At 61.5% G+C, this 18,860-nt stretch carries 17 protein-coding genes; 11 read left to right on the top strand and 6 right to left on the bottom strand.

All coding sequences use genetic code 11. The features are described 5' to 3' along the window. Positions 1 to 14: 14 nt before the first annotated feature. From frr to rpsB, 4 genes are all read right to left on the bottom strand, one after another. Positions 15 to 572, bottom strand: coding sequence for a ribosome recycling factor (gene frr, locus ACX0MV_RS13855; protein WP_458983099.1), 558 nt, complete (start codon positions 570 to 572; stop codon positions 15 to 17). Further along, positions 569 to 1,312 (bottom strand): UMP kinase, encoded by a 744-nt coding sequence (gene pyrH / locus ACX0MV_RS13850; protein WP_458983098.1) that lies wholly within the window; start codon positions 1,310 to 1,312, stop codon positions 569 to 571. The genes frr and pyrH overlap by 4 nt, the downstream gene beginning before the upstream one ends. A 193-nt stretch (positions 1,313 to 1,505) precedes the next feature. After that, the gene (gene tsf, locus ACX0MV_RS13845) at positions 1,506 to 2,375 is read right to left on the bottom strand and encodes a translation elongation factor Ts (protein ID WP_458983097.1); all 870 of its coding nucleotides are present in this window, start codon (positions 2,373 to 2,375) and stop codon (positions 1,506 to 1,508) included. A gap of 186 nt (positions 2,376 to 2,561) precedes the next feature. Continuing rightward, positions 2,562 to 3,305, bottom strand: coding sequence for a 30S ribosomal protein S2 (gene rpsB / locus ACX0MV_RS13840; protein ID WP_458983096.1), 744 nt, complete (start codon positions 3,303 to 3,305; stop codon positions 2,562 to 2,564). Between the two features lie 276 nt (positions 3,306 to 3,581). Here rpsB and map point away from each other — a divergent pair, with 276 nt between their 5' ends. From map to dapC, 3 genes are all read left to right on the top strand, one after another. Beyond that, positions 3,582 to 4,364 carry a type I methionyl aminopeptidase gene (gene map, locus ACX0MV_RS13835; RefSeq protein WP_458983095.1) on the top strand — a complete coding sequence of 261 codons (783 nt, stop codon included), beginning with the start codon at positions 3,582 to 3,584 and terminating at the stop codon, positions 4,362 to 4,364. Between the two features lie 30 nt (positions 4,365 to 4,394). Then, complete coding sequence (locus ACX0MV_RS13830; protein ID WP_458983094.1) at positions 4,395 to 7,106, top strand: [protein-PII] uridylyltransferase; 2,712 nt, start codon at positions 4,395 to 4,397, stop codon at positions 7,104 to 7,106. An 80-nt stretch (positions 7,107 to 7,186) separates the two neighbouring features. Then, positions 7,187 to 8,383 (top strand): succinyldiaminopimelate transaminase, encoded by a 1,197-nt coding sequence (gene dapC, locus ACX0MV_RS13825; RefSeq protein WP_458983093.1) that lies wholly within the window; start codon positions 7,187 to 7,189, stop codon positions 8,381 to 8,383. A gap of 37 nt (positions 8,384 to 8,420) precedes the next feature. Here the strand turns inward: dapC and ACX0MV_RS13820 are convergent, their stop codons facing one another. Continuing rightward, positions 8,421 to 9,083 carry a polysaccharide lyase family 7 protein gene (locus ACX0MV_RS13820; RefSeq protein WP_458983092.1) on the bottom strand — a complete coding sequence of 221 codons (663 nt, stop codon included), beginning with the start codon at positions 9,081 to 9,083 and terminating at the stop codon, positions 8,421 to 8,423. A 348-nt stretch (positions 9,084 to 9,431) separates the two neighbouring features. Between ACX0MV_RS13820 and ACX0MV_RS13815 the strand changes: the two genes are divergently transcribed. The 4 genes from ACX0MV_RS13815 to ACX0MV_RS13800 all read left to right on the top strand — a co-directional run bounded on the left by ACX0MV_RS13815 (position 9,432) and on the right by ACX0MV_RS13800 (position 12,527). Beyond that, entirely contained in the window at positions 9,432 to 9,767 is a 336-nt protein-coding gene (locus ACX0MV_RS13815; protein ID WP_458983091.1) for an ArsC family reductase, read from the top strand. A 37-nt stretch (positions 9,768 to 9,804) separates the two neighbouring features. Then, complete coding sequence (gene dapD, locus ACX0MV_RS13810) at positions 9,805 to 10,839, top strand: 2,3,4,5-tetrahydropyridine-2,6-dicarboxylate N-succinyltransferase (protein ID WP_458983090.1); 1,035 nt, start codon at positions 9,805 to 9,807, stop codon at positions 10,837 to 10,839. Between the two features lie 75 nt (positions 10,840 to 10,914). After that, a complete protein-coding gene (locus tag ACX0MV_RS13805; RefSeq protein WP_458983089.1) occupies positions 10,915 to 12,120 on the top strand; it encodes an aminotransferase class V-fold PLP-dependent enzyme in 1,206 nt (401 codons plus the stop codon). Beyond that, positions 12,117 to 12,527: a SufE family protein gene (locus tag ACX0MV_RS13800; RefSeq protein WP_458983088.1), complete on the top strand. Its 411-nt coding sequence runs from the start codon at positions 12,117 to 12,119 to the stop codon at positions 12,525 to 12,527. The genes ACX0MV_RS13805 and ACX0MV_RS13800 overlap by 4 nt, the downstream gene beginning before the upstream one ends. Positions 12,528 to 12,533: 6 nt before the next feature. Here the strand turns inward: ACX0MV_RS13800 and tcdA are convergent, their stop codons facing one another. Beyond that, positions 12,534 to 13,337: a tRNA cyclic N6-threonylcarbamoyladenosine(37) synthase TcdA gene (tcdA, locus tag ACX0MV_RS13795; RefSeq protein WP_458983087.1), complete on the bottom strand. Its 804-nt coding sequence runs from the start codon at positions 13,335 to 13,337 to the stop codon at positions 12,534 to 12,536. A 267-nt stretch (positions 13,338 to 13,604) separates the two neighbouring features. Here tcdA and ACX0MV_RS13790 point away from each other — a divergent pair, with 267 nt between their 5' ends. The 4 genes from ACX0MV_RS13790 to ACX0MV_RS13775 all read left to right on the top strand — a co-directional run bounded on the left by ACX0MV_RS13790 (position 13,605) and on the right by ACX0MV_RS13775 (position 18,733). Further along, on the top strand, positions 13,605 to 16,199 hold the full coding sequence (locus ACX0MV_RS13790) for a glycosyltransferase (protein WP_458983086.1): 2,595 nt from the start codon (positions 13,605 to 13,607) through the stop codon (positions 16,197 to 16,199). Positions 16,200 to 16,291: 92 nt separating this feature from the next. Then, on the top strand, positions 16,292 to 17,434 hold the full coding sequence (gene dapE / locus ACX0MV_RS13785) for a succinyl-diaminopimelate desuccinylase (RefSeq protein ID WP_458983085.1): 1,143 nt from the start codon (positions 16,292 to 16,294) through the stop codon (positions 17,432 to 17,434). Then, entirely contained in the window at positions 17,434 to 18,252 is an 819-nt protein-coding gene (locus tag ACX0MV_RS13780) for a putative RNA methyltransferase (protein ID WP_458983084.1), read from the top strand. Before dapE ends, ACX0MV_RS13780 begins: the two co-directional genes overlap by 1 nt. Before the next feature lie 109 nt (positions 18,253 to 18,361). Then, positions 18,362 to 18,733, top strand: a complete 372-nt coding sequence (locus tag ACX0MV_RS13775) for a hypothetical protein (RefSeq protein WP_458983083.1) — start codon at positions 18,362 to 18,364, stop codon at positions 18,731 to 18,733. Positions 18,734 to 18,860: the final 127 nt, after the last annotated feature.

The following is an 18,860-nucleotide window of genomic DNA, read 5'->3' as shown; positions in this document are numbered from 1 at the left end:
CGATATCCTGGCCGTTAAACAGCCATCAGATCCGCTTCTTTCTGCTTCACCGCCACTTCGATTTCCGCGACGAACCGATCGGTCAGCTTCTGGATATCGTCCGCGGCACGACGCTCCTCGTCCTCGCTGATTTCCTTTTCCTTGACCAGATCCTTCAGCTGACTCAAGGCATCACGACGAATGTTACGCACGGCTACGCGACCGTCTTCAGCCGCATCACGCGCCTGCTTGGTGAAACCCTTGCGGGTTTCTTCGGTGAGTGCCGGCATGGAAATCAGCAGCAGCTCGCCCAGGTTGGTCGGATTGAAGCCCAGACCGGAACTCTGGATCGCTTTGTCGACCGCGGCCAGCATATTGCGCTCGAATGCCACGACCTGAAGGGTACGGGCATCCTTGACGGTCACGTTGGCGACTTGATTAAGGGGTGTGTCGGAGCCGTAATACGGCACCATTACCCCACCCAGAATGCTGGGGTGAGCCTGGCCGGTACGAATGCGGCTGAATGCATGAGCCAGCGATTCCAGGCTTTTCTGCATACGCTCTTGGGCGTCTTTTTTGATCTCGTTGATCATTTTTCATCTTCCTCGATCAGAGTGCCTTCGGCGCCGCCCACCACAATATTGAGCAGGGCACCGGGTTTATTCATATTGAAGACGCGCAGCGGCATCTTGTGATCGCGGCACAGGCAAATGGCCGTCAGATCCATCACGCCCAGCTTACGATCGAGTACTTCATCGTAGGTCAGACGATCGAACTTCTCCGCATGCGGGTCCTTGAACGGGTCGGCAGTGTAGACGCCGTCCACCTTGGTCGCCTTCAGCACCACGTCGGCATCGATTTCGATGGCGCGCAGGCAGGCAGCCGAATCGGTGGTGAAAAACGGATTACCAGTGCCAGCGGCGAAAATCACCACCTCACCGGTTTTCAGATGGCGCAGCGCCTTACGCCGATCGTAATGATCGGTCACGCCGACCATGGAAATCGCCGACATGACGATGGCCGGGATATTCGAACGCTCCAAGGCATCGCGCATGGCCAGGGCATTCATCACCGTGGCCAGCATACCCATGTGGTCGCCGGTAACCCGATCCATGCCAGCCGCCGAGAGCGCCGCACCGCGAAACAGGTTGCCGCCACCAATCACCAGACCCACCTGTACGCCGATGCCGACCAGCTGGCCGACTTCCAGCGCCATGCGATCCAGCACCTTGGGATCGATACCAAAATCTTCCGACCCCATCAGGGCCTCGCCGCTAAGTTTGAGCAGAATGCGTTTATAGCGTGGTTGACGACCACTCACCTGCTGAGCCATTACCAGTCTCTCCTGCGGCGTTTGAATTCTTCCAGGCGTTGCCACCCGCTTTTCATTGAGTACTTCGACCGTACTCCCGACCTATTGTGCAATGCGCACAGCAAGCCAGTTACCACACGTGCCGACCCGTATTTGAAAAAGAGGCCGCGCGCATAAGCGGGCAGCCTCTTCGGGGCAACAACTATAAAGCGTCTTACTGCTTGCTGGCAGCCAGTTGGGCGGCTACTTCTTCAGCGAAGTTGTCGACCGGCTTCTCAATGCCCTCACCTACCTGGAAGCGGGTGAAGGAAACGATTTCAGCACCGCCTTTCTTGGCCAGGGCGCCGACCTTGATTTCCGGATCTTTGACGAAGGCTTGCTCAACCAGACTGGCTTCAGCGAGGAACTTCTGAATACGACCACCGACCATCTTCTCGACGATATCAGCCGGCTTGCCCTTGATCTTGTCTTCATTGAGGCTCATGAACACGGCCTTCTCGCGCTCGATCGCGTCAGCAGACACTTCCGAAGGCAGCAGGAATTCCGGGTTGCTGGCCGCAACGTGCATTGCGATGTCCTTGGCCAGCTCGGCGTCGCCGCCCTTCAGTACAACCACAACGCCGATCTTGTTGCCATGCAGGTAGGCATTGACGACGTCACCTTCAACACGGGCCAGACGGCGAATATTGACGTTCTCGCCAACCTTGGCCACCAATGCCTCGCGAGCGGCTTCCTGGGAAGCGATCAGCGGAGCGGCATCGGTCAGCTTCTCGGCGAAGGCTTTTTCAACGCTGCTGTTGACGAAATTCTTGAAATCGTCCTGCAGAGCGAGGAAGTCGGTCTGCGAGTTGACTTCGAGGATCACGGCCGATTTGCCGTCTTCGGCAACCTTGACTGCGATGGCGCCTTCAGCAGCGATGTTGCCTGCTTTCTTGGCAGCCTTGATTGCGCCGGAAGCACGCATGTCGTCGATGGCTTTTTCGATGTCGCCGCCGGCCTTGGTCAAGGCCTTTTTGCAATCCATCATGCCTTCGCCAGTACGCTCGCGCAGTTCTTTGACCAACGCTGCAGTAATCTCTGCCATTTCAAATTCCTCTTGGATAGGTTTTTAACCATTCCACCCGGCGGTGCGGGCGTTCAATTCTGTAAACACGCTTGTCGGCCGCTGCCTCGGGCACAAAAGGCAATCTTGCCGACCAGGGTTTGCAAGTGGCAAAAAGGGGGCCTAGCCCCCTTTTTGCGTACTGAGTAAACGCTAGGCGTTAACTACTCAGCCTTCAGCCGCTTCAGCAGCCGGCGCTTGCTCGACGAACTCGTCGCCGCTAACGCCAGTGTTGTTACGACCGCGCATTACTGCATCAGCCATGGCGCCCATGTACAGCTGGATGGCGCGGATGGCGTCATCGTTGCCTGGGATGATGTAGTCAACGCCTTCCGGGCTGCTGTTGGTATCGACGATGCCGATAACCGGGATGCCCAGCTTGTTGGCTTCGGTGATAGCAATGCGCTCGTGGTCAACGTCGATCACGAACAGAGCGTCTGGCAGACCGCCCATGTCCTTGATACCACCCAGGCTGCGATCCAGTTTTTCCAGATCACGGGTGCGCATCAGGGCTTCTTTCTTGGTCAGCTTGGTGAAAGTGCCGTCCTGGGACTGAACTTCCAGATCACGCAGACGCTTGATCGAGGCGCGGATGGTTTTGTAGTTGGTCAGCATGCCGCCCAACCAGCGATGATCGACGTACGGCGAGCCGCAACGTGCTGCTTCTTCAGCAACGATCTTGCCAGCGGAACGCTTGGTACCGACGAACAGAATCTTGTTTTTGCCCGAAGCCAGCTTCTCGACGAACGACAGCGCGTCGTTGAACATCGGCAGGGTTTTTTCGAGGTTGATGATGTGGATCTTGTTGCGCGCGCCGAAAATGTACTTGCCCATTTTCGGGTTCCAGTAACGGGTCTGGTGGCCGAAGTGCACACCGGCCTTCAGCATATCGCGCATGTTGACTTGGGACATGATAGTTCCTTGATAAGTCGGGTTAGGCCTCCACGCATCCCAATTTCCAACCATTCGAACCTGTCGAAAGGCACCCAGGAAACCGTGTCGATACGTGTGTGGGTTTATGCTTGCGAGCCTGTGGCCCGTAAAGCGGCGGGTTTTATACCATAAAGGGCAGGCGCAAGCTACAGCTGTAGATCATCGGCCCGGCGTGCCGGCGCCGAGCGCTTATGGCTTGAGGCGATGAAGCTGCTAACATAGCCCTCTTTTTTTGATACGTGCCCGAGAGCTTCTATGACCGTCACCATCAAGTCGCCGGATGAAATCGAGAAAATGCGCGTCGCCGGCCGCCTGGCCGCCGAGGTGCTGGAAATGATCGGCGAACATGTCAAACCCGGGGTCACCACCGAGGACCTGGACCGCATTTGCCACGACTATATCGTCAACGTGCAACAGGCCATTCCCGCCCCGCTCAACTACAAAGGCTTCCCCAAGTCGATCTGCACCTCGATCAACCACGTGGTCTGTCATGGCATCCCCAACGACAAGCCGCTTAAGGAAGGCGACGTGCTGAACATCGATATCACGGTGATCAAGGATGGTTACCACGGCGATACCAGCAAGATGTTCATGGTCGGCAAAGTGCCGGAGTGGGCCGAGCGCCTGGCGAAGGTCACCCAGGAGTGCATGTATAAAGGTATCGAACAGGTGCGCCCCGGCGCGCGTCTGGGCGATATCGGTGAAGTGATCCAGAAACACGCGGAGAAGAACGGTTTTTCCGTGGTGCGCGAATACTGTGGCCATGGCATTGGCGCGGTATTTCACGAAGAACCGCAGATCCTTCATTACGGCCGTGCCGGCACGGGTATGGAGCTGAAGGAAGGCATGACCTTCACCATCGAACCGATGATCAACCAGGGCCGCGCCGAAACCCGCCTGCTTGGCGACGGCTGGACTGCTATCACCAAGGACCGCAAGCTCTCGGCGCAATGGGAGCACACCATTCTGGTCACCGCTGATGGGTACGAGATCTTCACCTTGCGCAGTGACGACACCATTCCACGCATGTCGGCCTGATCGCCGCCCTTATTAAAGGAAGGCCGCTGCATGCCGCAGGTAGATCACGAACTCTTCGACCGCGGCCAGTTCCAGGCGGAACTGGCCTTGAAAGCCAGCCCGATCGGAGCTTTCAAGAAAGCCATCCGCCGCGCCCATGAGGTGCTGGATGCGCGCTTCAAGGAAGGCCGCGACGTACGCCGCCTGGTTGAAGACCGCGCCTGGTTTACCGATCAGATCCTGCGCGAAGCCTGGGATCGCCTGGCCTGGAGTGAAGATGCGGCTATCGCGCTGCTGGCGGTGGGCGGCTACGGCCGTGGCGAGCTGCATCCCTATTCCGATATCGACCTGCTGATCCTGCTCGATAACGATGACCACGAGACCTTCCGCGAGCCCATCGAGTCCTTTCTCACCTTGCTGTGGGACATTGGCCTCGAAGTCGGCCAGAGCGTGCGCTCGGTGGCCGAATGCGCGGAAGAAGGCCGTGCCGATCTGACAGTTGTCACCAACCTGATGGAAAGCCGCACCATTGCCGGCCCGGAGCGCCTGCGCCAGCGCATGCAGGCGGTCACCAGCACTGCCGAGATGTGGCCGAGCAGACAGTTCTTTCTGGCCAAGCGCGAGGAGCAACAGGCTCGCCACGCCAAATACAACGACACCGAGTACAACCTGGAACCCAACGTCAAAGGCTCCCCGGGCGGCCTGCGCGACATCCAGACCATTCTCTGGGTTGCCCGACGCCACTTCGGCACGCTGAATCTTCACGCAATGCTCGGCCAGGGCTTTCTCCTGGAAAGCGAATATGCGTTGCTTGCCTCCAGCCAGGACTTCCTGTGGAAGGTACGTTACGCCTTGCACATGCTGGCCGGACGGGCCGAAGACCGCCTGCTGTTCGACCACCAGCGCGCCATCGCCAGCCTGCTGGGCTACCAGGATGGTGACGCTAAGCTGGCGGTCGAGCGCTTCATGCAGAAGTACTACCGAGTGGTGATGGACATCGCCGAGCTGAGCGACCTGATCAACCAGCACTTCGAGGAAGAGATTCTGCGCGCAGGCGAAAGCAGCCTGGCCACGCCGCTCAACAGCCGCTTCCAGCTGCGCGACGGCTATATCGAAGTCACCCACCCCAACGTGTTCAAGCGCACACCGTTCGCGATTCTGGAAATCTTCGTGCTGATGGCCCAGCACCCGGAAATCAATGGCGTCTGCGCCGACAGCATTCGCCTGCTACGCGATCACCGCTACCTGATCGACGACGATTTCCGCAACGATATTCGCAATACCAGCCTGTTCATCGAGCTGTTCAAATGCGAGCAGGGCATTCACCGCAACCTGCGCCGGATGAATCGCTACGGAATTCTCGGCCGCTATCTGCCGGAGTTCGGCCTGATCGTCGGCCAGATGCAGCACGACCTCTTTCATATCTATACGGTCGATGCGCACACGCTCAACCTGATCAAGCACCTGCGCAAACTGCAGTACACCCAGAACACCCAGATGTCGGAAAAATTCCCGCTGGCGAGCAAGCTGATCGGTAAGCTGGCCAAGCCTGAATTGATCTACCTCGCGGGGCTTTACCATGACATCGGCAAAGGGCGTGGCGGCGACCATTCCGAACTCGGCGCAGTGGACGCGCACGCCTTCTGCGTGCGCCACCAATTGCCCAATTGGGACACCAAGCTGATCGTCTGGCTGGTGCAGAACCACCTCGTCATGTCGACGACAGCCCAACGCAAGGACCTGTCCAATCCCCAGGTGATTTTCGATTTCGCCCGCCTGGTCGGCGATCAGACCCGCCTGGATTACCTGTATGTGCTGACCGTGGCTGATATCAACGCCACCAATCCGACGCTGTGGAACTCCTGGCGCGCCACGCTGCTGCGCCAGCTGTATACCGAGACCAAGCGCGCCCTGCGCCGCGGCCTGGAAAACCCGCTGGATCGGGAAGAACAGATCCGCCTGACCCAAAGTGCGGCACTGGACATCCTCGTTCGCGGCGGCACCGACCCGGACGACGCTGAACAGCTGTGGTCGCAGCTTGGCGACGATTACTTCCTGCGTCACACCGCCAATGACGTGGTCTGGCATACCGAGGCGATTCTCCAGCACCCCAATGACGGCAACCCGCTGGTGCTGATCAAGGAAACCACCCAGCGCGAGTTCGAGGGCGGTACGCAGATATTCATTTACGCCGAAGACCAGCACGACTTTTTCGCCGTGACCGTGGCGGCCATGGCCCAACTCAACCTGAGCATCCATGACGCACGGATTCTGACGTCCACCAGCCAGTTCACCCTCGACACCTACATCGTGCTGGAAGCCGAAGGCGATTCGATTGGCGACAATCCCGCGCGGATCAAGCAGATTCGCCAGGGTTTGATCGACGCGCTGAAAAATCCGGATGACTACCCGAACATCATCCAGCGCCGCGTGCCGCGCCAGCTCAAGCATTTCGCGTTCGCCCCGCAGGTGACCATTCACAACGACGCCCATCGGCCAGTGACCATCCTCGAGCTGACTGCCCCGGATCGACCGGGCCTGCTGGCGCGAGTCGGGCGAATCTTCCTCGACTTCGACCTCTCGCTGCAGAACGCCAAGATTGCCACCCTTGGCGAGCGGGTCGAAGACGTGTTCTTCGTCACCGACGCCAACAACCAGCCGCTGTCCGACCCCGAGCTGTGCATCCGCCTGCAGGAAGCCATCGTCCTGCAGCTTTCGGATGCTAACGGGACAAAGAACGACATCAACCGAATCAGCATTTGACAGTGGCGGCAGCGACTTTCCGCCATTAGCGACAAGCGCAGGCTCGAATGTCGGGCGCTTGCAGTAGCCAGGAACGAAACATGAATAACGCGTTGAACCAGCTGCAGCCTTACCCGTTCGAGAAGCTCCGCGCCCTGCTTGCCAGTGCCCAACCGCCCAGCGACAAAAAACCGATTGCACTGTCGATCGGCGAGCCCAAGCATCGCTCGCCCGAGTTCGTTGCCGCCGCGCTGAGTGCCAATCTCGATCAACTGGCGGTCTACCCGACAACCCTGGGCATTGCGGCGCTGCGCGAAGCCATCGCCAGCTGGTGCGGCCGACGCTTCAACCTGCCAGCCGGTTGGCTCGACCCGGCGCGCCACGTGTTGCCGGTCAACGGCACGCGCGAAGCACTGTTCGCCTTCACCCAGGCGGTGGTCCAGCGCGGTGTGGACGGTTTAGTCGTCAGCCCCAATCCGTTCTATCAGATCTACGAAGGCGCAGCGCTGCTCGCCGGCGCGCAACCCCACTACCTGCCGTGCCTCGAAGCCCATGGCTTCAATCCGGACTTCGACGCCGTCAGCAGTGAGGTGTGGCAGCGTTGCCAGATCCTCTTTCTCTGCTCGCCGGGCAACCCGACCGGCGCGCTGATTCCTTTGCCGACACTGAAGAAGCTGATTGCCCTGGCCGATGAGTTCGACTTCGTGATCGCCGCTGACGAGTGCTACAGCGAATTGTATTTCGACGAAAGCAACCCGCCGGCTGGCCTGCTGAGCGCATGCGCCGAGCTGGGCCGCAGTGATTTCAAACGCTGCGTGGTGTTCCACAGCCTGTCCAAGCGCTCCAACCTGCCAGGGCTACGCTCCGGTTTCGTGGCGGGCGACGCCGACATCCTCAAGGCCTTCCTGCTTTACCGCACCTACCACGGCTGTGCGATGCCGGTTCAGACCCAACTGGCCAGCGTGGCGGCCTGGAACGACGAAGCCCACGTCAAAGCCAATCGCGATCTTTATCGCGAGAAGTTCGATGCGGTGCTGGCGATTCTGGAGGGTGTGCTGGATGTGCAGCGCCCCGATGGCGGTTTCTACCTGTGGGCCAAAACTCCAGGCGACGACGAAGCCTTTACCCGCGACCTGTTCGCCCGCCAGCACGTCACCGTGGTGCCTGGCTCCTACCTGTCGCGCGAAGTCCAGAGCAACAACCCTGGCGCCGGCCGGGTACGCATGGCCCTGGTCGCACCGCTGGCTGAGTGCATGGAAGCGGCCGAGCGCATTCGCGACTTCGTGCGCCAGGGCTGATCAACCTCAGCGCCCCTTATCAGGGCGTCACCGCAGCCTACTGCCGATGCGAGACGCGAAGCCTGTGGAATTCGGCACGGCCACCTTCCTTTGAGGGCCCCCGGTTGTCCAGGGTATACACGCCGGCCTTGAAGTAGAGGCGCTTTTTCGCCCATGCCGAGTTGATCCGGGTTTTGTGCACCAGGCCGCTGACCTCCACCCGCAGCTCGCCCTTCTTCGACACGTCAATTTGATAATTGAAGCGCTGGTTGAGCGGCATACCTGTGTAGGTCATGACTGCCGGGCTATCGGCATCGCCAGGCTTCTTGCGCAGCTCGGTATACACGTAACCGGTACCGCCAACCCGGTGATAGAGAATCTTCAGGAGCGGCTTCGAGCTGTCCTTGCTGTGAATCTGGCCGACCACGATGCGCCCGCTCGACGGTACCCTCTTTACCGTCAGCGACGCATGCAGACTGTGCGCTCCATCCTTGTAGTACCAATTGCGCTGCTTGCCATCACTGAAGGTTTCCCGCAGCTCGCTTCGCGGAAACTCACTGCCCTTGGTGGACGAGCCGGTGACCGGCGCCCAGAACACCACCCCTGAATTGGTGCGGTAGAAGTATTTGTCGCGGTAGCCCGCTTTCATCACTTTGGTGTGGATTATCTGCGCAGGATTCTGCTCGGGAATCGTCAGATTCCAATGATTGAGATCGATCATATGCATCCGCTGGACATGCCTGCACAACTTGCATCCGGCTACTACGTGCGGGCAGTTAACGTTGACGATCACCTTGATCGCCTAACAAAAAGGCCGCCGAAGGGTAACGTTTCGAGACGCAACTTAGGACCCTAGAGCGATAAACGGCTCTTTAGCGTCTTTACGCACACAAATCGACGCTTTTAACATCATATTCAAATCAATTTGCCATATCCTTCTTGTTTCCAGATGGTGTCGAAAACCATGGCTGAGGAGCGCAATGCAACCAGCCAGACATGATGCCGTGGCATAATCCGGCCCTTGATAACCCGTTCAAGGAGCACGACCGTGCAGGGTAAGGCGTTACGCATGTTCGGCATCAAAGCTTGCGACACCATGAAGAAGGCGCGCACCTGGCTGGAAGAGCATGGCGTCAACTACGAATTGCATGATTACAAAGCCCTCGGCATCGACCGGGGCAACCTGGAAAAATGGTGTGACGAGCATGGCTGGGAAACGGTCCTGAATCGTGCCGGCACCACCTTCCGCAAGCTGGACGAGGCGCAGAAAACCGACCTCGACCAGAGTAAAGCGATTGAGTTGATGCTCGCTCAGCCGTCGATGATCAAACGCCCGGTGCTGGATCTGGGCAGTAAAACCCTGATTGGTTTCAAGCCCGCGGCCTATACAGCCGAGCTGGTCTGAACACCGCATCTCTCGAATTCGCGTTAAGGAACCTTGCATGACCACTACCCTTTTCAGCCTGGCGTTCGGCGTCGGCACTCAGAACCGTCAAAATACCTGGCTGGAAGTGTTCTACGCCCAGCCGCTGCTCAACCCATCGAGTGAGCTGGTGAGCAAAATCGCCGACAAGCTGGGTTACCAGGGCGGCAACCAGGCCATCACTTTCACCAATACGCAGGCTGGCGAGCTCGCCGAAGCGCTGAAAGGTGTCGATCCCATTCAGGCCGCGCTGCTCACTCGCCTGGCGGAAAGCCACAAGCCACTGGTCGCGACCTTCCTTGCCGAAGACGCGGCATTGACCAGCACCCCCGAAGCCTACCTCAAGCTGCACCTGCTTTCCCATCGCCTGGTCAAGCCCCATGGCTTGAACCTCACCGGCATCTTTCCGCTGCTGCCGAACGTTGCCTGGACCAGCCAGGGCGCAGTCGATCTAGGCGAATTGGCCGAGCGCCAACTGGAAGCGCGCCTCAAAGGCGAACTGCTGGAAGTTTTCTCGGTGGATAAGTTCCCGAAAATGACCGACTACGTGGTGCCGGCTGGCGTACGTATCGCCGACAGCGCGCGCATTCGCCTGGGTGCCTACGTGGGTGAAGGCACCACCGTGATGCATGAAGGCTTCGTCAACTTCAATGCCGGCACCGCAGGCCCAGGCATGATCGAAGGCCGGGTTTCCGCTGGGGTATTCGTCGGCAAGGGCTCGGACCTGGGCGGCGGCTGCTCGACCATGGGCACGCTGTCCGGTGGCGGCAATATCGTCATCTCGGTGGGTGAAGGCTGCCTGATTGGCGCCAACGCCGGCATCGGCATTCCACTCGGCGACCGCAACACCGTGGAGTCCGGCCTGTACATCACCGCAGGCACCAAGGTGGCGCTGCTCGATGGCGACAACCAACTGGTCAAGGTGCTGAAAGCGCGCGAGCTGGCCGGCCAGCCCGACCTGCTGTTCCGCCGCAACTCGCAGACCGGTGCCGTGGAGTGCAAAACCCACAAATCCGCGATCGAATTGAACGAAGCCCTGCACGCGCACAATTGAAAAACCGGGCCGGCGCTGTCACCACGACAGCGCTGGACCCACAGTTTTCCCTCGCAGGTTTTTGGCAGCTTTCCCATGCCTATCCACTCTCCCTGGCGCGCTGATTTCCCTGGCATTCTGGCCCTTGAGGCAGAAGGCCAGATTTACCTGGACAACGCGGCCACTGCTCAGAAACCGCAGATCATGCTGGATGCGCTGCTCGGCTACTACGCCAGCGGCGCTGCCAATGTGCACCGCGCGCAGCACCTGCCAGGCGAACGGGCGACCCGGGCGTTCGAGGCGACGCGGGTAAAGGTGGCGCAGTGGCTAAATGCCGAAACGTCCGAGCAGATCGTTCTTACCCGTGGCGCCACCGAGGCGTTCAATCTGCTGGCCTATGGCCTCGAAGACCGTTTCCAGCCAGGCGACGAGGTCGCGATCAGCGCGCTGGAACATCACGCCAACTTGCTGCCCTGGCAACAGCTAGCGCTGCGTCGTGGGCTGGAACTGGTGGTGCTGCCTTTGGATGCCGCCGGCACGATCGACCTGCAGCAGGCGGCGCAGCTGATCGGGCCGCGCACCAAGCTGCTGGCCGTCAGCCAACTGTCCAACGTGCTTGGCCGCTGGCAACCGCTGGAGCAATTGCTACGCCTGGCGGCCGCTCAGGGTGCCATCACGGTGGTCGATGGTGCCCAGGGCGTGGTCCACGGTCGCCATGACATGCAGGCGCTGGCCTGCGACTTCTATATCTGCTCCAGCCACAAGCTGTATGGCCCGGACGGTGTCGGCGTTCTGTACAGCCGTGCAGAAGCGCTGCGCCAGCTCAGGCACTGGCAGTTCGGCGGCGAGATGGTGGCCCAGGCCGATTACCGCAGCGCGCAGTTTCGCCCTGCGCCCTTGGGCTTCGAAGCCGGCACGCCGCCGGTGAGCGGCGTGATCGCCCTGGGCGCCAGCCTGGACTACCTGGGCAGCCTGGACGGCGCTGCGGTGACTGAGCACGAGGCTGCGCTGCATGCCAAGTTGCTGGCTGGCCTGGCGGCGCGCGATGGCGTTCGCCTAGTGGGCACACCCGAGGTAGCGCTCGCCAGCTTTGTCGTCGATGGCGTGCACAACGCTGATCTCGCCCACCTGCTGACCGAGCAAGGCATCGCCGTACGCGCCGGCCATCACTGTGCAATGCCGCTGATGCAACGCCTTGGGCTGGCCGGGGCGATACGGGTGTCGCTGGGCCTTTATAACGATGAAAGCGACCTGCAGCGCCTGTTTGCCGGTCTGGATAAAGCCCTGGAGCTGTTGCGGTGAGCCTGCCTCCCGACGCGCTGGAGGCCCTGGCCGCGTTTATCGCGTGCGCGGGCTGGGAGCAGCGGGCACGCCTGCTGATGCAGTGGGGCGAACGACTAACCCCGCTCGCCGCCGAGGAACGCAACGAGGACACTCGCGTGCACGGTTGTGAAAGCCAGGTCTGGTTGGTGGGAGAGATTAAGGAAGGCCACTGGCACTTCCGCGCCGCCAGCGATGCCCGACTGATCCGCGGGCTGATCGCATTGTTGCTGGCAAGGGTCAATGGGCTGTCGAGCGCGCAACTCGACGAAATCGATCTCGCCGACTGGTTCGCTCAACTGAACCTGTCCCGCCAACTCTCGCCATCGCGCAGCAACGGCTTGAGGGCGGTGTTGCAGCGCATGCGCGAACTGGCGGATAACGCTTAGGGTTGCCTATTTCGCCCGCTCTGCAGGTCGCCGGGTACCCGCCACCAGTTTCTCCACGGTTTTCGCGACCGCAACCATGGCGAACGTCGCCGTCACCATCATCACCGCCCCCATACCACCAGCGCAGTCGAGCTTGGTGCCCTCGCCGGCAAAGGCCTTGTATTGGCAGACAGTTCCATCCGGTTTGGGGTAGCGCAGCTGCTCGCTGGAAAACACGCAGGGCACGCTGTAGTTACGCCCCGGCGTGCGGGAAAAACCGTAGTCGCGGCGCAGGGTCGAGCGCACCTTGGACGCCAGCGGATCGTTCCAGGTCTTGTTCAGGTCGCCGACCTGGATCTGCGTGGGGTCGATCTGCCCGCCCGCGCCGCCCGTGGTGATCACCTGGATCTTGCGCCGCTTGCACCAGGAAATCAGTGCAGCCTTGGCGTTGACGCTGTCGATGCAATCGATCACCGCGTCGAGCTGCTCGGTGATGTACTCGGCCATGGTCTCGCGGGTCACGAAATCCGCCACCGCATGCACCCGACACGCCGGGTTGATTGCGCGGATACGGGCGGCCATGACCTCGACCTTGGCTTGGCCGACCGTGCTGTCCAGCGCATGCAGCTGGCGATTGGTATTGCTGACGCAGACATCGTCCAGGTCGAACAGCGAAATTTCGCCTACCCCCGAACGCGCGAGGGCTTCGGCCGCCCAGGACCCGACGCCGCCAATCCCGACCACCGCAACGTGTGCGGCAGCCAGACGCTCGGCGCCTTCGCGGCCGTACAGGCGCGCCACCCCCGCAAAGCGTTGTTCGTCGATCCCCATTCTCGCAACTCCCCAGTCGTGGCAGGCGCGCATTATAGGAAGCTCGCCCGCCACACCCAAGCGCCCATTCTCTCGAGCGGGCCCGCGGCTCAAACCGCCCCCTGAGGCCTGGGATAAACCACGAACTTTCCTTGCCCGCTTTGCTCCAACGTACCGCCACGGCAAGCGCCCAGCATCGCTATACAGCCCTACAGCGGCGGAGTAGCATGCGCCATCCGACGCTCGTCGGCTCCTCTTCGCTCCACTCCTGCGGAACCTTATAACGCTATGCCTTCGCGCAAATTCGGTATCAATCTGGTGATGGTTCTGGCCATTGCCGCCCTTTTTTCCGGCATTTGGGCCCTGTACAACCGCCCCGTTACCGCCCCCGACTGGCCCGAGCAGATATCCGGGTATTCCTTCTCGCCGTTCCGCCAGGGACAGAACCCGCAGAACGATACCTACCCAAGCGACGCGCAGATGCGTGCCGACCTCGAACTGCTGGCCACCCAGACCGACAACATCCGCACCTACTCGGTCGATGGCCCGCTCGGCAATATCCCCAAGCTTGCGGAAGAGTTCGGCCTGCGCGTAACCCTGGGCATCTGGATCAGCCCTGACGAGGAGCGCAACGAGCGCGAAATCGTCAAGGCCATCGAAATCGCCAACAGCTCGCGCAGCGTGGTGCGCGTGGTGGTCGGCAACGAGGCCTTGTTTCGCAGCGAGATAACGCCCGAGCGGCTGATCGGCTTTCTCGACCGGGTACGCGCGGCCGTCAAAGTGCCGGTGACCACGTCCGAGCAGTGGCATATCTGGCAGGAACACCCGGAACTGGCCAAACACACTGACCTGATCGCAGCCCACGTATTGCCCTACTGGGAATTCGTGCCCATGGAGGACTCAACCCAGTTCGTCCTCGAACGTGCGCGTGACCTGAAAAAGCTGTTCCCGAAAAAACCGCTGCTGCTTTCCGAAGTGGGCTGGCCGAGCAACGGCCGAATGCGCGGCGGCGCAGACGCGTCGCCAGCGGACCAGGCGATCTACCTGCGTACCCTGGTCAACGCCCTGAATGCCCAGGGCTACAACTACTTCGTCATCGAGGCGTTTGACCAACCCTGGAAAGCCAGCGACGAAGGTTCCGTGGGCGCCTACTGGGGCGTGTACAACCTTGATCGACAGGCGAAATTCAATTTCGAAGGCCCGGTCGTGGCCATCCCGCAATGGCGCCTGCTCGCCATCGCCTCGGTGGTCATGGCCCTGCTCGCGCTGGCCTTGCTGCTGATCGACGGCAGCGCCCTGCGTCAGCGCGGACGCACCTTCCTGACCTTCGTCGCCTTTGCCGGCGGCTCAGTACTGGTGTGGATCGGCTATGACTACAGCCAGCAATACAGCACCTGGTTCAGCATCATCGTCGGCCTGCTGCTCGGTTTCGGCGCCTTTGGCGTGTTCATCGTCCTGCTCACCGAGGCCCATGAACTGGCGGAGACCGTCTGGACCAGCGCGCGGCGCAGGCCGTTCTGCCCGATCCTCTCGGACACCGCCTACCGGCCCAAGGTGTCTATCCATGTGCCCTGCTATAACGAGCCGCCGGAGATGGTCAAACAGACCCTCGATGCTCTGGCCAACCTCGATTACCCGGATTTCGAAGTCCTGATCATCGACAACAACACCAAGGACCCCGCCGTATGGGAGCCGGTGCAAGCGTATTGCGAACAGCTCGGTCCGCGCTTCAGGTTCTTCCACGTCGCGCCGCTGGCCGGCTTCAAGGGCGGCGCGCTGAATTACATCCTGCCGCACACCGCGCCGGACGCCGAAGTGGTGGCAGTGATCGACTCCGATTACTGCGTCGACCCTAACTGGCTCAAGCACATGGTGCCGCATTTCGCCGATCCGAAGATCGCCGTGGTGCAGTCGCCCCAGGATTACCGCGACGACCAGGAAAGCACCTTCAAGAAGCTTTGCTACGCCGAGTACAAGGGCTTCTTCCATATCGGCATGGTCACCCGCAACGACCGCAACGCGATCATCCAGCACGGCACCATGACCATGATTCGCCGCACGGTGATGGACGAGCTGCAATGGGCCGACTGGACCATCTGCGAAGACGCCGAACTAGGCCTGCGCGTGTTCAAGAAAGGCTACGCCGCCGCCTATGCCCACGACAGCTTCGGCAAGGGCCTGATGCCGGACACCTTCATCGACTTCAAGAAGCAGCGCTTCCGCTGGGCTTACGGAGCCATCCAGATCATGAAGGGCCACGCCCGCAGCCTGTTTCTCGGCAAGGACTCAGAGCTCAAGCCCGGCCAGCGCTACCACTTCATCGCCGGCTGGCTGCCGTGGGTGGCGGACGGTCTGAACATCTTCTTTACCGTCGGTGCGCTGCTCTGGTCGGCGGCGATGATCATCGTGCCGCAGCGGGTCGACCCGCCGCTGCTGATCTTCGCGATTCCGCCCTTGGCGCTGTTCGTATTCAAGGTGGCGAAGATCGTCTTCCTCTATCGGCGCGCGGTCGGGGTCAACCTCAAGGATGCTTTCTGCGCCGCATTGGCAGGCCTGGCGTTGTCGCACACCATCGCCAAGGCGGTGCTGTACGGCTTCTTCACCACCAGCATTCCGTTCTTCCGCACACCGAAGATGCGCAGCAGCCACGGCCTGATGGTCGCCCTTGCGGAAGCCCGCGAGGAGCTGTTCATCATGCTCCTGCTGTGGGGCGCCGCCGCCGGGATCACCATCGCCCAAGGCTTGCCGAGTGCCGACACCAAGTTCTGGGTCGCCATGCTGCTGGTGCAGTCGCTACCGTACCTGGCGGCGCTGATCATGGCGTTGCTGTCGTCCCTGCCGCCGCCCCATGAAGAGCCGGCGGACGAGGCGGTCGCTGCCTGATCGAACGTTTTTCGCACCTGCTTGCGGCGGCCAATGGCCGCCGTTTTGCTTTAAGATGGCGACCTTTCCGCCTGATGCCGCCCGGAGCTGCAATGACCACCCTCACCCCCACCCTCGAGCTCGCCTGCGATCTGATCCGGCGCCCGTCCGTGACCCCGTTTGACGAAGGCTGCCAGGAGCTAATGATGCGCCGCCTTGCAGCACTCGGCTTCGCGATCGAGCCGATGCGGATCGAGGACGTGGACAACTTCTGGGCGACCCACGGCGAACTGGACGGTCCCGTGCTGTGCTTTGCCGGCCACACCGATGTGGTCCCGACCGGCCCGCTGCAGGCGTGGCAGCACCAGCCATTCGATGCGCTGATCGATGAACAGGGCATGCTCTGCGGCCGCGGCGCGGCGGACATGAAGGGCAGCCTGGCGTCGATGATCATCGCCGTCGAGCGCTTCATTGGCGCTTACCCGCAGCACCGTGGACGCATCGCGTTCCTCATCACCAGCGACGAAGAAGGCCCTGCCCATCACGGCACCAAGGCCGTGGTCGAGCGCCTCAAGGCGCGCAACGAGCGTCTGGACTGGTGCATCGTCGGCGAACCCTCGAGCACCGCATTGGTGGGCGACGTGGTCAAGAACGGGCGCCGCGGCTCGCTCGGCGCCACCCTGACGGTGCTCGGCCAGCAGGGCCATGTCGCCTACCCGCACCTGGCGAAAAACCCGATTCATCTCGCAGCGCCGGCGCTGGCGGAACTGGCGGCGGAGCACTGGGACGATGGCAACGCCTTCTTCCCGCCGACCAGCTTCCAGATTTCCAACCTCAACGCCGGCACCGGTGCGACCAACGTGATCCCCGGCGAGCTGAAGGCGGTATTCAACTTCCGCTTCTCCACCGAATCCACGGTCGAGGGTCTGCAGCAGCGGGTCAACGCGATCCTCGACAAACACGGCCTGGATTATCAGGTGGAGTGGGCGTTGTCCGGTTTGCCGTTCCTCACCGAGCCCGGCGCGCTGCTTGACGGCGTCGCCGCCAGCATCAAGGCCGTGACTGGCCGCGAAACCCACCCATCGACCTCGGGCGGCACCTCGGATGGACGCTTTATCGCCACCATGGGCACTCAGGTGGTCGAACTCGGCCCGGTCAACGCCACCATCCACCAGATCGACGAGCGCGTGCTGGCCAGCGATCTGGATGTGCTGACCGAGATCTACTACCAAACCCTCGTCAACCTGCTCGCCTGATGCTCGCCTGCCCCCTCTGCCAGGGCGCGCTCGGCGCCGTCGATAACGGCGTGGTCTGCCCCGCCGGCCATCGTTTCGACCGCGCCCGCCAGGGTTATCTGAACCTGCTGCCAGTGCAGCACAAAAACAGCCGCGACCCTGGCGACAACGCCGCGATGGTCGAGGCGCGGCGGCGCTTTCTCGAGGGCGGCCATTACGCGCCGCTGGCCAGACGCCTGGCCGAGCTGGCGGCCGAACGCGCGCCGCGGCGCTGGCTGGATATCGGCTGCGGCGAGGGTTATTACACCGCACAGCTTGGCGACGCCCTGCCCCAGACCGACGGCTACGCCCTGGATATTTCCCGCGAGGCGATCAAGCGCGGCTGCAAGCGCTCGCCCCAGCTCAACTGGCTGGTGGCGAGCATGGCGCGCGTACCCCTGGCGGATGCCAGCTGTCAGCTGCTCGCCAGTGTATTCAGCCCGCTGGACTGGCAGGAAGCCAAGCGCCTGCTCGCGCCCGGCGGTGGTTTACTGCGCATGGGGCCGACCCGCATGCACCTGATGGAACTGCGGCAAAAGCTGTATGACGAGGTTCGCGACTACGACGACCAGAAGCACCTCGAACTGATTCCCGAGGGCATGCATGCAGCCCACAGCGAAACCCTGACGTTTTCGTTACAGCTGACCAGTAACGAAGCCCGCGCCGACCTGCTGGCCATGACCCCGCACGGCTGGCGCGCGAGTGCCGAACGGCGCGCGGCTGTGATTGCCGAGCCCTTAGAGGTGACGGTCGCCATACGCTACGATTGGATCGAAAAGGATCAGGACCGTCGCGAGTGAGCGCCTGTCCACCGGCGATTCACTAACGTAGCGCCACACTGGCTTCTCCACATTCGGCCGTTGCCTGCACACGCGGCCGCCCTAACGCCCCGCTCAACAGAGGCTTGCCATGCGTCAACCGGATATCGAGATCTACCTGAAAGACGCCGACCACGTCGCCATCGCCGCCTGGCTCAGCGAAGCACTCGGTGCCTGCACACCTTGGCAACAGAAGGGTCAGACCTTCAAATGCCAGGCCGGCGACGTGCCGGTGACCTGGCTGCCGAAGGCCGTCGGCAAATGGCACAGCCTGTACCTGGAAAGCGCCGCCACGCCCTGGGCAGATGACCTGGCCTGCGCCCAGGCAGCCTTTGCCGCACTCAACGTCGAGGTACGCTGCGCCCCCGGTGGCTGGCAGGAAGAAGAGCAGGACGAGCAGGCCGACCGCTGGATGCGCATCAGCGCCGATGGCGTGGAAGAGATCACCTGGCGCACCGGCTAAGGCCCTAGCCGGTATGTGGTCGGTTAGCGCGTGTCAGTGCAGCCGAACTTGGAAGCGCACGTAGATGGGTGGACCTCACGCGGTTTTGGTCCACCGCGGGCGCCGCAATGGCGGACAAGCCTGCGGC

It is taken from the genome of Pseudomonas cistanchae, assembly GCF_054483635.1.
This window is presented reverse-complemented; position numbering and strand designations above follow the sequence as displayed.